Genomic DNA, 12,948 nt, shown 5'->3' on the forward strand with positions numbered 1-12,948 from the left:
TCATTTCCCGTCCTGAATCGGCTTATCGTCCACGAATACCAGGCACTGAAGACGATTTGGTGCTGCATAGAGGGGTTTTTCTGCAGGGCGATATAACCTAAACAGCTGCACGATAACCGACTCGAAATTACCGCGCAGCGTAAATGGTACATCGATGCGGTAGTTCACAGGCGTTGGCCAGATAACTACCCAGGTAGGACTACTGCCACTCTCACAGCGAACCGATGTAGCCCATTGGATCAGAGTCTCTTTTAACGTAGTGCCTGCCTGCGCGGTCCAGGCCTGTCCGTCTGGTAACGAGGAAAGCAATGCTCCCGGAGTGAAAACAGTTTTTCCGCTGACCGGAGCAGTAGGAGAGATAACAGTGGAAGGTGGATTACTGTTCTGAACTGTTCCACCTGGTTTCACTGCACCAGATGGAGTTAAAGGCACACCAAGAGCAGCTTTATTCAGAGGTGTTGACGCAACTGACAATGCTGACGGCGCAGGCGCAGGCGCAGGAGCCAACTCTGTTGATGGTTTTACCTTGCCAGATGTTAACTTAGCTGCGGGACTTGCCTGTGTTTTCTGCACCGGAACCTTAGATTTTTCCCCAGGCTCGCTGGCAGAGAACGGGTTACGAGGTGTTTTTGCTGTCGTTGCAACAGATAAAGGAGAAACAGCTTGAGAGGTAACTTTTGGTGTCCCTGGTGACAAAATGGAACTTTCCGGCCGAGCCGGGGGCAACGGATAGCTGTTATTTCCAGTACCAGAAAGTCCCTTAGAACTGTTAAGTAGTGTACCTGTAGAAGCCGATTTCCCTGTTCCCTGACTTGCTACACTCGCCTGCAAGGGACCTGTTGTTGAGAGGGCAAGATGTCGGTATTCATCACGCAGAACGAAACAAATTTCTCGATTCAGGTCATCTACGCGCATACGCCAGGCAGGCCCGGCCAGGATTTGTAAAGCATCTCCAAGCTTCACAGGTCCTATTGAACGCTGCACAGCCGGTAATGGTTTAACGAACAATTCAGAGAATACACCCGGTTCGCCTGAACACAGTGAATAACCTGATTCAAGCATCACGTATCGCATACCTTCCCCAATCGTATTCACCATCTGCAAAGGCATCCTGATATCGATAATCTGATTCAGTGGGTCACGCTGAGCATCTACAGGTAGCGTACTGGCAAGTGTGTAACGATCGTAACGAACAACTTCAGGGGAACGGTTTTGATAAAGATCCTGAACACGGGGAGAGCCCTGAAGCCTGCTCATGGGTCCAGAGCGAGAACTAAAGTCTGTGCAGCCAGCGGCAAGCAGACATAGCGTGATGGCCCCAAGCCGATAACGTGTCTGCAGGTTTATTTTTACCATCAGGAATCCCCAGGAGTTGTCCGAAACAAGTCGGATATTCTGGCGGGGATGCCTTTTCGGACAATGCAAAACTATTACTGAGAACTGAAGAAAATTTCCTCGGTGGGGCAACCGCGAAAGACCAGGATAACCAGTTTCAAGGGCTTTCACCGTTTTCGGGCGCAGGGAAAGGAGCTACACGAGACCGATTTATCCAGCCAGTTGGCAATATTTTAAAATGTATTCGCTTAGATTTGACCTGATACAGCTATGGCACAGAGCCAAACCTAATCTGACAGGCAGCTCTGTGCCAGGAGCGGACGTTAAATTGTTCTGACCACTTCTCAAATCGCGCTCAAACTTTATTTAGAATGGTTGTTTTTGCACTTTTTTCAGTTTCGCAATCTGTAATGTAATTGCAGGTAGCTTGCTCTCTGCCCTCTTAATTCAGATGGCTTCGAAGCATAGTGCAGAATGCGCAACCGTAACCTGTGACCGGAGAGGCATTACAGGTTCCGGCGAGCGATGGGCCTGAGTGGCTGAGGTTAAAACTGCTAAAAATACTGGCTTCAATCGCAGTGAGTTTATTCGTGGAGATCGTGGTCGTCGGGGAGAGTTCAGATTTAAATGCCAGCGCACTGAATGAGGTCACTGCCAGGGATGCAACGATAATTTTATGAATTTTCATTTGAGTTATCCTGAATGAACAACATACGACAATCCTTCACTGTAACCTGACATCAATGTGTTATTCGCTCGTGGCAAACGTGAGTTTTTCCGGGCATTGAATCATTGACGCTTTGACACTCGGACCTTGACTATCTTGTGCAGGTCGTAGAATAAATAAGCGGGACGAATCGGAGAAAACGAAAGAAGATTGTAACATTCCGTCACACATTTCCGCGCTGGCCCTTCTTTACAATCATTGCTGTGCTGATTTAATGTTATGTTATAACATACATTCCAGGGGCTCGTATGCTTTCTCCAACGCTTTTTTCACTCTCTCTTCTCCTGCGACTGGGCGTGGGCATACTCATTTTAAGTGTTTTATGGGCTGCCGTTCAGTGGGCGATCGCACTGCCATGATTGAGCTTCAGGAACTCAGCGTCGGTTATAACCATTCTCCCGTGACATCCATCATCAGTGGACATATTGCAGTTGGCAGCATGACTGCAATCGTCGGTGAAAATGGGTGCGGCAAATCGACGTTACTCAAAACTCTGGCCGGTTTTCTCCCTCCTGTGAATGGCCATATTATCTGGCCACACGGGCGTCCGGACACGGGATGGCTTGCCCAGCGAAATACCCTGGAGTCCGATTTCCCGATAGTCGTCCAGGATGTAGTGAGCATGGGGCTCTGGCCGCGAGTGTCACTTTTTCGCAGTATCCGCCGCAGCGAGCGCTTGCGAATTGCGGCCGCACTTGAGCGTGTGGGGTTGCTGCATCTCGCAAAAAGCCCTATTGAGACGCTTTCAGGTGGGCAATTTCAGAGAATGCTTTTTGCCAGAGTCTGGTTACAGCAGGCTCCATTGATCATGCTGGATGAACCGTTGACCGGGGTAGATGAAAACACCAGTCATGTCCTGATGTCATTGATCGAAGAAATGCATCAACGGGGACAAACGATTCTGGCCGTTCTGCACGATACCACGCGGGTGCAGCGCTATTTTCCTTCTGTATTGCGTCTGGAAAGTGAGCGCAGCTACTGGCAAACGCAAGTGCACAAGGAGTGTGTGTCATGACGTTACATTTCCTTATTCAGCCTTTTATTGAATATGGCTTTATGCGTCGGGCGCTTGTGGCGTGTCTGGCGCTGTCGCTTAGCACTACCACACTGGGCGTTTTCTTATTTCTCCGGCGAATGAGCCTGGTGGGTGATGCGTTGTCACACGCTATTTTGCCCGGCGTAGCCATTGGTTATCTGCTCAGTGGCATGTCGCTGTTTGCAATGGCGACAGGGGGATTTATCGCCGGTATTGTTGTTGCACTGGTAGCCGGATGGGTCAGCAGGCAAACGCCGCTTAAGGAAGATGCCAGCTTTGCCGGATTATATCTTGGCTCGCTGGCGCTCGGTGTCACGCTGGTGTCGTTACACGGATCCAGCGTGGACCTGCTGCATCTTCTCTTCGGCTCGATTCTGGCGGTCGACCGGGCGTCCCTAATTTTCGTCGCTGCGGTAGCGACACTAACCCTGCTTAGTCTGGCGGTATGCTACCGGGGACTGGTGAGCGAGGTATTTGACAGTACGTGGCTTGAGGTCAATAAAAAGCGCCTGCCCACTCTGTTTCACACGCTGTTTCTGGGTCTTCTGGTTCTCAATCTGGTGGCGGGTTTTCAGGTGCTCGGCACGCTGATGGTTGTCGGTGTGATGATGCTGCCAGCGGTTGCTGCACGATGCTGGATGCAAACTTTACCAGGAATTCTACTGCTGGCAGGTGTGGTGGGTGTCCTGTGCTCGTGGCTTGGGCTCAGTATTTCCTGGGCTATCGCGTTACCCGCAGGGCCATCTGTCGTGCTCTGTGCCAGTATCTTTTTCTTTTTTTCTATTTTATTTGGCGGGCGTAGCAGACTGGTTGTCACTCTGTTGCGCCATTTTTTTGGTAAGGAGTGATAATGAAACGTACAGCACTTTTTCTGGCACTCAGTATGGGGTTCATGGCGCACAGCGCCAGCGCGAAAACCATTAATGTGGTCACCAGCTTTTCCATTCTTGGCGATATGGTGCAACAAGTGGGAGGAGAGCACGTTAGCGTGAAAGCGCTTGTCGGGCCTGACGGCGATCCGCATACCTTTGAACCATCACCGCAGGATAGCGCCGCTATCGCCAGCGCGGATATTGTAGTAGTCAACGGTCTGGGGCTGGAAGGCAGGCTGGACAGACTCATTAAGGCGTCAGGCTTCAAAGGCACACTGATCGTCGCCTCTGAGGGTGTTAAAACGCATACTATGGATGAGGATGGTGAAACCGTGGTTGATCCTCATGCCTGGAACAGCGCGGCGAATGGCGCACAGTATGCACAGAACATCGTGAATGGGCTTATCAGTGCAGATCCTGAAGATAAGGAGGCGTTGAGAAAATCCGGTGAGGACTATATTGCGCAGTTGAAAGCACTTGATGACTGGGCGAAAAACCGTTTCAGTGGTATTCCTGAAGCAAAACGCATTGTCCTGACCAGCCACGACACGTTTGGTTACTTTAGCCGCGCATATAACGTCCGTTTCCTCTCGGCGCAAGGCCTTTCCTCTGAAAGCGAAGCCAGTGCAAAAGATGTTGCCGAGTTAATTGAACAGATTAAAGCGGATCATGTTACAACCTGGTTCATGGAAAATCAGCTCGACCCGCGTCTGGTCAAACAAATCGCCAGGGCAACCGGTGCGAAGCCTGGTGGTGAGTTGTACCCTGAAGCGCTCTCACCAAAAGGTGGCCCGGCGGATACTTATACGAAAGCGTTCAGACATAATGTTGATACCATCGCTGACAGTATGAAGTAACGATTTAAGCCAGGGATCACTCTGTGTGGCGCCTGAACGGAGACGTGCCAGTACAGCTCTTCGTTCAGGATTATTATCCGCATCCCCGGGACGGACATCTCAACTTAGATTCTACAAGAGCTTGTTAAAGCTGATTTCAGCTGTTCGTGGGCAAAGATGAAATGTCCGCTTTTCGCTCAAAGCAGACTGTCAGATTTGATTGTGTGCTGGCGGAGTACGGAGAAAACTGTCAGGTCAAGCCTGAGCTAATACATTTAAAAAGAAAAGCGCCGGGAAATCCGGCGCCTTAGTCTGCAACTTAGTCATTATCAGGCTACGCGATGTGGAACATGGGTCACGTCACCACGGCCAGCGAGCAAGCCATCGACTGAGATATCCTCATCGAGATTATCCCAGTGAATACCACGTTTACTCAGTTCATAGTCATTACGTTCTTTGTCTGTGGCATTCAGCAGACGAGGAAACCAGGCGATTGGTACGCCCATCACCCTGCCATCGTTTAATTCGACCCACATGGTGGTCTCATCAAATCGTACATTTTTAGCTGAAATAGTCATTCCAGGCCTCCACAAACATCGTCTGGTTATGTTGAACCATCTTAGTCAACTCTTTAAGAGTCCGGGCATCGAAGCCATCGTTCCTGCTCAGTTTAACTTCATCTTCAAGCCAGAATTTCGCTTCACCATCAGCGTTACGGACATGAATATGAGCGGGTTCTAGAGGATTTCCCTCGTTCGAGTAAAAGAAAAATTTGAATCCGTTAATTCTCAGTATAACTGGCATTAAAAAAGTACCCCGCTCCTGCCATGATTATCTTGAATAAAAAAGCGCCAGTCAAACTGGCGCCTCTGTAAAATCCAATCAGGAAATGGCGTAGATCGCTTTTCGGCAGATCCCATAACCATGCCCCAGAAACGGTATGTCATCATCAAAATCCATCGGAGGTTCATTAGCAGGATTGTGTGGCGCAGCTGACTGCTGAGGCTGAGGCTGCTGAGGCTGCCCCCAACCTCCTTGCGCCGACCCAGGCTGCTGAGCATTACCGGTACCTGCTGGAGCATTACGACTACCCAGCATCTGCATCGTACCGTTCACACCAACCACAACTTCTGTTGTCCAGCGTTCAACCCCGCCATTATCAGTCCATTTGCGGGTCCGCAGATGGCCTTCAATGTATACCTGTGAACCTTTTTTCAGATATTCACCGGCTATTTCGGCGAGTTTGCCAAACAACACAACGCGATGCCACTCAGTGTTTTCCTTCATTTCACCGCTTTGTTTATCACGCCATGACTCCGACGTTGCAATACTGAACCCTGTAACAGCTGTGCTATTGGGCATATAACGTACTTCGGGGTCCTGACCGAGATGGCCAACGAGAATAACTTTGTTAATTCCGCGACTTGCCATGATGTAATCTCCTGTACCTAATCATATTCACGCTGCGTCCATTCCCCTTTTTCAAGAGCAATATCGGCCTGCAGACTGGTTTTGTAGTATTCGACTGACTCACGGGACACGGGTCCCATTTCGTTCGCGGTTCCGATATAAAAACCGCGCTGACTGGACAGAACCTGGATCTGTAATTGATACCCAGCTTCTGAAGCCAGTAAACCGAAAGGATTTCCCATGCGAGAGCTCCGTTACGTTATCGAGAGAGGTAAATCTCCCGAAAGAGATTTACCGGATGTAAGAAAAAAGAATTAAAACGAGTTCGGATCGTAGTCTTTAGGAGCCGCAGAACCTTGTTCCGGGGTTTGAGATGCATTTGGCGCTGTGTAAACGACTTCCTGGCCTTTCTTAATGAACTCGACCTTAATCAGGCGAGCCTTCAGAGAAGGTCTGGATTCACCGGAATGTTCACCCGACTGAAGGGTAAACACGTCAGCTTTCAGGCCGCTCAGCACAAACCCCAGCAATACTTTTTCCTCTTCATCCACGGCCTTCTGGCAGCGGTTGATGAGTTTTGTAGCCTCTGGGCCCGCAACAGTGACATCGAAACGAGTGTATGACGCATTGTCGGTAGGACCAGTCAGGGCATTAATGACAGCGCAGGTAAATTCACCGTTTTGGCCCTGTACACGACGAATCGAGCTCAGGTAGCCGATACCGCTTACGTTAAGATTGAAATACTCTTTTTTCTGGCTGGCAGAGGAAGAGGTGGTGGAAGAAGATGCAGTTGTAGTAGCAGTCATGATGTTATCTCCGGAGTGAAAACTAAACTGGTTGCGGAGAAACATCTATCCCTTGCGGGATAACGTTTCCCGCAGGGAAGTCAGCAAATTTTTGCCGACTGGCTGTATTTGTGAAATGGACCTCAACTCGCCAGGAGTACCTGTTCTCAGAGGTTAAACAGGTTTACCACCCGAAGGCGCCACTCTCAGGTTTTATGTGGCATTGGCATGTGATTACCCGAAGGCGCCCTTCTCAAATCACCAGGGCATTGGCAGTTGTCGATGACAACGATTAGCCTCTTTATCATTTATTCAGACGCAGCAGATGTCAACGCCGGTGTGCGTAAAAAATCATCAATGCCAAAAAATAAAAAAAGCGGCACCTTTCGGCACCGCCTGTGAGGTCTGCACCATTAGACCTGATGTTGACCTGCTTACGCAGTTGCTCCGGGGGTGTGTTCAGGACCCGGCACGGTTTCACGGAGTTTTGTGCCTTTTTGACTCACGTTCAGGTGTGGACGCGGCCAACAAGACTGTATCCTGCAAGCACTGCATTTGATGCTCACAGGACCCGCAGTCACGGGGTGCGGCTTCAGAGCCGTCGCAACAATAGCAAAGGCATCCTGTCCCCGCAATGAGAGACAAGGAATTAATTATTCTTTGGTTTTACAGCCTTAGAGCTACGCGCGCTTTTACGTTTCTGGGTGTCGTTGTTGATGATTCCTTTGCAATCAGGATAACGAGTACACCCCCAAAAATCTCCTTTCTGTCCTTTTTTTAGGCGAGTTTTCCCCCCACATAAAGGGCACGATGGTGTGGGTGGTATTCTAATGCTCACCCGCTGCTGTCCTCCCATGCTGACAAGGTTACGGGTCCATCCGACCTGTCGCTGCAAAAAATCATTCAGGGTAAGGCGTCCTTCTGCTACTTCATCCAGAGCCTGTTCCCAAAGTGCAGTCATTCCCGGGTCGGTTAACTGCGAGGGCAGAGCATCAATGACATCAGCACCAAGATCAGTCGCGCGAAGCTGCTTACCTTTGCGCACAATAAATCTGCGGTTCAGCAGTTGCTCAACGATACCAGCACGGGTGGCTTCCGTGCCTAATCCGGCGTTGTCCTTCAGTACCTTACGAAGAGCAATATCGGTAACAAACGCTGACGCGTTCATCATAGCGCCGATGAGTGTTGCGAAAGTATAGTGAGCCGGCGGACGAGTCATTTGCTGCACGACCTCTGCACCGTTTACTCCGCAACGGTCACCCTTCCTGAGAGGAGGAAGTTCAATACTGAGATCATCATCCCCTGGACTATCCTCTTCCTCCTTACTGAAAAGGACCTTCCAGCCCATTACAATCTCCGTCCTTCCTGTTGTGCGGAACAGTTGCCCGCCAATGTCAAACTGCAGACGAGTAATATCAGATTCGTGCAGGGGAAGAAATTGTGCCAGATAATTTCGGCGGATAAGGGTGTATACCCTTCGCTCTGCCTCACTTAACGCAGAAAACTTAAACGCGTTTCGGGTAGGGATAATGCCATGGTGAGCTGTGATTTTTTTGTCGTTCCATATACGCGAAACAAACGAAGTATTTAGACCTGAAAGAAGAGAACTACACTCTGGATCAGACAGACCAATAGCGGAAAGAACCGAGGGGATTTCCTCACGCATAGACTCAGGAAGGTATCCACAATCAGTTCGTGGATAAGTGGTTGCCTTGTGTTTCTCATAGAGGCTCTGTGCAGTGTCAAGCACCTGCTGGGGTGACATATCCCAGAGCAGGCCACAGGCCTGTTGTAAAGTGCCGAGCGAAAAAGCCAGCGGTGCTGCCGCTTTTTCACGCTTCGTCTCACATTCTGTTACGGTCGCTGCTCCAGCCTGCCGGCAAAGATGCGCTACCTGCTGCGCTATATTTTGGTGTACACAGCGTTTTTCTTCGTCGGTATAAACCTTTGCAGGTACCCATTGCGCCGGAAAAGTTCTCCCTCCCGCACTCAGAAGCGCCTTAACCTGCCAGAAAGGTTTAGGGATGAATGTCGCTATCTCCCGATCACGTCGGACAACCAGTGCCAGAGTGGGAGTTTGCACCCGCCCGACAGAAATCACACCGTCGAATCCTGACTGTACTGCAAGCAGTGTATACAGACGGGACAGATTCATTCCAATGAGCCAGTCGGCACGAGCGCGACCAAGTCCAGCATGATACATTCCAAGAGTTTCGGCACCCGGTCGCAGATCCTGGAGAGCTGCACGGATGCTCATTTCATCAAGGGCAGAAAGCCAAAGCCGCTGTACAGGACCGTCCCAGCGGCAGTATTCCAGCAATTCACGGGCAATTACTTCTCCTTCCCGGTCCGCATCAGTGGAGATAACCACATCATCGACCTGGCGCAGCAGCCGCTCAATAACCTTGAACTGAGACTGCGTCTCCTTTTTTACCACCACCTGCCATGGGGAAGGCAGGATCGGCAGAGCAGAGAGCGACCATGGTTTGCCATACTGTTGACCGTATGCTTCAGGCGGTGCGGTCTCCAGCAAATGCCCTACTGCCCAGGTAACAGTGACGCCAGGGCCAGTTAGAAAACCGTCGCCACGTCGGGTGGCACCCAAAACATTCGCAAGATCTCGCCCCTGTGAGGGCTTTTCGCAGATAAACAACCGCATGGTGGTTCCCCGGTCAGGCAGCCCGATATCGCATACGAAGCAGGTTTACGCTCGATTCATTAACCGGCGGTGAGAAAGCTGAGCGCTTTTCACCAAGAAGAACAGACAAATCTGGCTCTCCCGCCACCTCGCATGCTTGTTTCCATGTTTCGTTGTTTTCCACAGCATCAAACCGGGTAGCATCAATACGGCGATAAGATAAAACAGAGCCATAGACCTGACGAATTAATCTGCCACCTTCGCTAAGATGATGATCACGGCGAGAACGTGTAATTAATCCATAATGCGATGCCTGTAGTGCCTTTTTCGCAAACTGATCGAATCCTACTAACAGAAACACACACCTGTAACCCAGAGGGGTTCGTGTAAATACCTGGATATCGAGTGGCTCAACAGATGCAACTTCTGTCAATGTAATACCAGGCGGCAACATTGACATCTCAGCATCAAGTTGCTGAATCAAAGCAGTCATAGAATCTGATGCAACCTTGATCTTTTCTTCCAGGTTAAACATAGCAACATCAGCCCATGGATTATTGCGCAGGGAATCCTGGTTAATCAGAGTCGCACGGTGGAAAAACTGAGGCATACCGATAATTCCATGCCTTGCAGGCTTTTCACCGTCCTGTTTTTCAGGCTGACGCCCTTGCCATAGCCCGATTGCGTAATTCGTATGCAGTGCGATCGTCATTTCAGACTGCAGCGCACCAGTTCTTTTCTCATTTTTTTCTGCCATCGTTGTCACCTGTGCTCAGTTAAGATGAGCAGGCATAGTCCTGAAACACCGGTATCTCCAACAACGCGAAACTCATAATTCCAAGAACGAAATTGTAAGTTGGTTAAAATTTGTACTTGCTGCGCCCCGCAGCAAGCTCATTTTTTAACCAGCTGCAATACTTTCCCGCAAGACCTCAACCACAACACATCGAAACATGATTCTTTTTTGTACTTGTTGCGCCCCGCAACAAGGTCATTTTTTAACCACTATTGCGCCCAGTAGTTCTGCTCATTTTTTGTACTTGCTGCGCCCCGCAGCAAGCTCACTTTTTAATCAAAAACAGATTTTTGATGCCATAATCATTTCTGGACCTGTTGCCGAATAGCCGCAATCATCGCCCTTACCTGCCCCTGAGACGGGCGTTTCGCAGGTTGAACAGGGACGTCGGCTGTGGGTACAGTACGTGATTCAACCGGGCGGGAAATTGTTCCACCAGAACTGGCAGTCGCCGTATCCTCTGAAATTTTCAGCTCACCACTTCGCGCCCTGCGAAGCATAGAGAACATCCAGCCCACCGGATTGTTGAGCCTTCCAAGGGCCTGTTGTTCACGCAGCATGTCAGCAAGGGCTTTTGCCATTGTCTCCGGAAGCGAAGCCATCTGCGTACTCAGCATCTGCCTGTCTTCACTGTTCAGAGCGTTCAGAAAATCATCTGGCAGGAATTGCTCACCACACGGTACGTACGTTTTTTTATTCACACTGTGTGTGAAAGAACGTACGTTACAGTCCGAATTTCGGACTCCGGCGTAACTCCTTGATTTTTTACTGAGTCCATTTTCCGGACTCTGTGAATTATCAGGTTTAAGGGAACTGAGTCCGTTTTCCGGACTCAGTGAATTCGGGCTGTTTTTTATGCGTTTTTTACTGAGTCCTGATTTCGGACTCGATTGCACAGCCTGTCGCTGACGAGCCATTTGTTCTGGTGTGGCAGGTGCACTTAGTCGGCTCTCAATAATGGCCAGGCGGCTGTGACGGTGGCGCATTCCCGGATCATGAAGGATGTCATTGACTACAGCCAGCGCCGTCATACGGACGGCTTTATTCCTGCTCAGGCAACTCTCTTCAACAAGGGTCAGCCAGCCCGGATCAAAAGTCTCAGCATCACGGTAGCCCAGCGGCTCATCATGCTGTGCATAGATATTGCCTCGCACACGACCATGGTCGTCGCGAACACGCTTACACAGGCTGAGCCAGCCTGTAAGACGCAGCATCAGCAGAACGCGGCTGACCGTATCTCTGGAGGCCTTCTCTGAATGTGCCGACGCCAGTTGAACCTGGAGCTCATCATAAGTCGGGAAAACAGCACCTTCATTCTGCTGTGCATACAACCGGATCATCACCCAGGCGGTTTTATCCAGTGGCGAAAGACGGGTATCCAGAAACAGCTGTCGGGGAAACGCATCATGTACATTTCCCATAAAAAGAAGCCCGCTGCGCTCCTGACCGACATCACCAGTGTCTGTACGCCGTTCGAGACTACGCTGCATCCTGGACAGTGTATGAGCAACTATGCTGTCTGCCGGAATGGTCATTTTCTGCTCTCCTCTTCAACCTGAGACAGCACAATGCCGGGATAAACCCGGCACTGTACGGTCAGCAGCGGCATTCCGTTACCGCCGTATTTCACGGTTATAGGTCTCATGATCCATCAGCCACCAGTGTTTACCTCCATCCTTACTGAGGATGCGCCAGAACGGCCCAACATCTATCTTGAGATAGCCGTTCATCGTCAACCGACGGAACACCTTCTCACCGCAGCACACTGCGCTGAACAGCCGTTGCGCCCTGCGACGAACCGAGGGGGAAACGTACTGACGTGAAGAAAAGTCGGTCATCTGCATCATGCTTCCTTGCGCTGTTGTGATTCACTCTTGCGGGATGGAGTTGTCTCCCGGCACCACTGGCAGACCCTGCTCCAGACTGCGGTCAGTGACAGGCCATGCTGCTCAGCGGCAAGCATCATCGCTTCCAGAGCCTGATGAGAGTCCGGGGATGATAGCCCGGCAGCCTTCCACTCGATCCATAGTGCCGAATCCTGTGGCTCCGTCAGAGACTGTGTGCGGCCCTGGCGAGACTCTATCCCCATCAGACGACGCCGTGCGCTAACCTCTGATGGAGACAGGCCGAAGTATTTATCAATCAGTTCCATTGAACCGCCAAGCTCAAGCGCCCGGTCTATCATCAGCATTCGTTTCTGCTCATTACGTGCCTGGTTGAGCATCAGCCAAAAATTTTCGTGATTCAGGCTAACATCAAGCACAGAAACGTGTGACTGGCTCAAATAATGCAGCTCATCAAGGCTCAGCTGACTCAGTGCGCGTATCTCCTCGAGTGACATTCCCAGCGACTCACAGCGGCGGATATTGCCGTTTTTAACATCCATCAGCAGTGATGAAAGGATGGCCGTGGTGGCCTGTGAAAGGTTGTGCTGGCTCATAGGGCCCCTCCTGATATCATCTGATCGGCAACAAGCAGAACATCAAAAAGCCAGCCCGACAGGCAGGCACTCC

Annotated in this window: 15 protein-coding genes; 3 read left to right on the forward strand and 12 right to left on the reverse strand. The window is 50.5% G+C overall.

All coding sequences use genetic code 11. From position 1 onward, the window contains the following. Positions 1-1,356, reverse strand: coding sequence for a PFGI-1 class ICE element type IV pilus protein PilL2 (gene pilL2, locus WM95_RS21080; protein WP_046092721.1), 1,356 nt, complete (start codon positions 1,354-1,356; stop codon positions 1-3). 421 nt (positions 1,357-1,777) lie between these two features. Continuing rightward, positions 1,778-2,023, reverse strand: coding sequence for a hypothetical protein (locus WM95_RS21085; RefSeq protein ID WP_032676559.1), 246 nt, complete (start codon positions 2,021-2,023; stop codon positions 1,778-1,780). A 394-nt stretch (positions 2,024-2,417) separates the two neighbouring features. On the opposite strand from WM95_RS21085, the gene WM95_RS21090 reads away from it, so the two are divergent. From WM95_RS21090 to WM95_RS21100, 3 genes are read left to right on the forward strand one after another with little or no spacing between them, the layout of a single operon-like run. Beyond that, complete coding sequence (locus tag WM95_RS21090) at positions 2,418-3,077, forward strand: metal ABC transporter ATP-binding protein (protein WP_032676558.1); 660 nt, start codon at positions 2,418-2,420, stop codon at positions 3,075-3,077. Next, positions 3,074-3,946: a metal ABC transporter permease gene (locus WM95_RS21095; protein ID WP_032676557.1), complete on the forward strand. Its 873-nt coding sequence runs from the start codon at positions 3,074-3,076 to the stop codon at positions 3,944-3,946. The genes WM95_RS21090 and WM95_RS21095 overlap by 4 nt, the downstream gene beginning before the upstream one ends. A 2-nt stretch (positions 3,947-3,948) precedes the next feature. Beyond that, on the forward strand, positions 3,949-4,827 hold the full coding sequence (locus WM95_RS21100; RefSeq protein ID WP_032676556.1) for a metal ABC transporter substrate-binding protein: 879 nt from the start codon (positions 3,949-3,951) through the stop codon (positions 4,825-4,827). 308 nt (positions 4,828-5,135) lie between these two features. Here the strand turns inward: WM95_RS21100 and WM95_RS21105 are convergent, their stop codons facing one another. The 10 genes from WM95_RS21105 to WM95_RS21150 all read right to left on the reverse strand — a co-directional run bounded on the left by WM95_RS21105 (position 5,136) and on the right by WM95_RS21150 (position 12,875). Next, positions 5,136-5,384, reverse strand: a complete 249-nt coding sequence (locus WM95_RS21105) for a DUF2442 domain-containing protein (protein WP_000155614.1) — start codon at positions 5,382-5,384, stop codon at positions 5,136-5,138. After that, positions 5,368-5,610, reverse strand: coding sequence for a DUF4160 domain-containing protein (locus tag WM95_RS21110; protein ID WP_001144085.1), 243 nt, complete (start codon positions 5,608-5,610; stop codon positions 5,368-5,370). The genes WM95_RS21105 and WM95_RS21110 overlap by 17 nt, the downstream gene beginning before the upstream one ends. Before the next feature lie 78 nt (positions 5,611-5,688). Next, on the reverse strand, positions 5,689-6,237 hold the full coding sequence (locus tag WM95_RS21115) for a single-stranded DNA-binding protein (RefSeq protein ID WP_032676553.1): 549 nt from the start codon (positions 6,235-6,237) through the stop codon (positions 5,689-5,691). Between the two features lie 17 nt (positions 6,238-6,254). Further along, positions 6,255-6,458 (reverse strand): hypothetical protein, encoded by a 204-nt coding sequence (locus WM95_RS21120; RefSeq protein WP_032676552.1) that lies wholly within the window; start codon positions 6,456-6,458, stop codon positions 6,255-6,257. A 72-nt stretch (positions 6,459-6,530) separates the two neighbouring features. Further along, positions 6,531-7,022: an STY4534 family ICE replication protein gene (locus WM95_RS21125; protein WP_032676551.1), complete on the reverse strand. Its 492-nt coding sequence runs from the start codon at positions 7,020-7,022 to the stop codon at positions 6,531-6,533. Positions 7,023-7,650: 628 nt separating this feature from the next. Further along, complete coding sequence (locus WM95_RS21130) at positions 7,651-9,660, reverse strand: DNA topoisomerase III (protein WP_032676550.1); 2,010 nt, start codon at positions 9,658-9,660, stop codon at positions 7,651-7,653. Between the two features lie 13 nt (positions 9,661-9,673). Next, entirely contained in the window at positions 9,674-10,396 is a 723-nt protein-coding gene (locus WM95_RS21135; RefSeq protein ID WP_000818555.1) for a PFL_4669 family integrating conjugative element protein, read from the reverse strand. A gap of 341 nt (positions 10,397-10,737) precedes the next feature. After that, the gene (locus WM95_RS21140; RefSeq protein WP_032676549.1) at positions 10,738-11,970 is read right to left on the reverse strand and encodes an STY4528 family pathogenicity island replication protein; all 1,233 of its coding nucleotides are present in this window, start codon (positions 11,968-11,970) and stop codon (positions 10,738-10,740) included. Between the two features lie 78 nt (positions 11,971-12,048). Then, on the reverse strand, positions 12,049-12,279 hold the full coding sequence (locus WM95_RS21145) for a ParE family toxin-like protein (protein WP_001178480.1): 231 nt from the start codon (positions 12,277-12,279) through the stop codon (positions 12,049-12,051). Further along, positions 12,279-12,875 carry a DUF2857 domain-containing protein gene (locus WM95_RS21150; RefSeq protein ID WP_000077899.1) on the reverse strand — a complete coding sequence of 199 codons (597 nt, stop codon included), beginning with the start codon at positions 12,873-12,875 and terminating at the stop codon, positions 12,279-12,281. Before WM95_RS21150 ends, WM95_RS21145 begins: the two co-directional genes overlap by 1 nt. Between the last annotated feature and the right edge of the window lie 73 nt (positions 12,876-12,948).

Source organism: Enterobacter cloacae complex sp. ECNIH7 (genome assembly GCF_002208095.1).
In the GTDB taxonomy this organism is placed as follows: Bacteria; Pseudomonadota; Gammaproteobacteria; order Enterobacterales; family Enterobacteriaceae; genus Enterobacter; species Enterobacter cloacae_M.

What these genes read in the sequence shown, in the direction of transcription:
- pilL2 (WP_046092721.1), bottom strand. Translation starts at nt 1,356, where the DNA reads ATGGTAAAAATAAACCTGCAGACACGTTATCGGCTTGGGGCCATCACG.
- WM95_RS21085 (WP_032676559.1), bottom strand. Translation starts at nt 2,023, where the DNA reads ATGAAAATTCATAAAATTATCGTTGCATCCCTGGCAGTGACCTCATTC.
- WM95_RS21090 (WP_032676558.1), top strand. Translation starts at nt 2,418, where the DNA reads ATGATTGAGCTTCAGGAACTCAGCGTCGGTTATAACCATTCTCCCGTG.
- WM95_RS21095 (WP_032676557.1), top strand. Translation starts at nt 3,074, where the DNA reads ATGACGTTACATTTCCTTATTCAGCCTTTTATTGAATATGGCTTTATG.
- WM95_RS21100 (WP_032676556.1), top strand. Translation starts at nt 3,949, where the DNA reads ATGAAACGTACAGCACTTTTTCTGGCACTCAGTATGGGGTTCATGGCG.
- WM95_RS21105 (WP_000155614.1), bottom strand. Translation starts at nt 5,384, where the DNA reads ATGACTATTTCAGCTAAAAATGTACGATTTGATGAGACCACCATGTGG.
- WM95_RS21110 (WP_001144085.1), bottom strand. Translation starts at nt 5,610, where the DNA reads ATGCCAGTTATACTGAGAATTAACGGATTCAAATTTTTCTTTTACTCG.
- WM95_RS21115 (WP_032676553.1), bottom strand. Translation starts at nt 6,237, where the DNA reads ATGGCAAGTCGCGGAATTAACAAAGTTATTCTCGTTGGCCATCTCGGT.
- WM95_RS21120 (WP_032676552.1), bottom strand. Translation starts at nt 6,458, where the DNA reads ATGGGAAATCCTTTCGGTTTACTGGCTTCAGAAGCTGGGTATCAATTA.
- WM95_RS21125 (WP_032676551.1), bottom strand. Translation starts at nt 7,022, where the DNA reads ATGACTGCTACTACAACTGCATCTTCTTCCACCACCTCTTCCTCTGCC.
- WM95_RS21130 (WP_032676550.1), bottom strand. Translation starts at nt 9,660, where the DNA reads ATGCGGTTGTTTATCTGCGAAAAGCCCTCACAGGGGCGAGATCTTGCG.
- WM95_RS21135 (WP_000818555.1), bottom strand. Translation starts at nt 10,396, where the DNA reads ATGGCAGAAAAAAATGAGAAAAGAACTGGTGCGCTGCAGTCTGAAATG.
- WM95_RS21140 (WP_032676549.1), bottom strand. Translation starts at nt 11,970, where the DNA reads ATGACCATTCCGGCAGACAGCATAGTTGCTCATACACTGTCCAGGATG.
- WM95_RS21145 (WP_001178480.1), bottom strand. Translation starts at nt 12,279, where the DNA reads ATGCAGATGACCGACTTTTCTTCACGTCAGTACGTTTCCCCCTCGGTT.
- WM95_RS21150 (WP_000077899.1), bottom strand. Translation starts at nt 12,875, where the DNA reads ATGAGCCAGCACAACCTTTCACAGGCCACCACGGCCATCCTTTCATCA.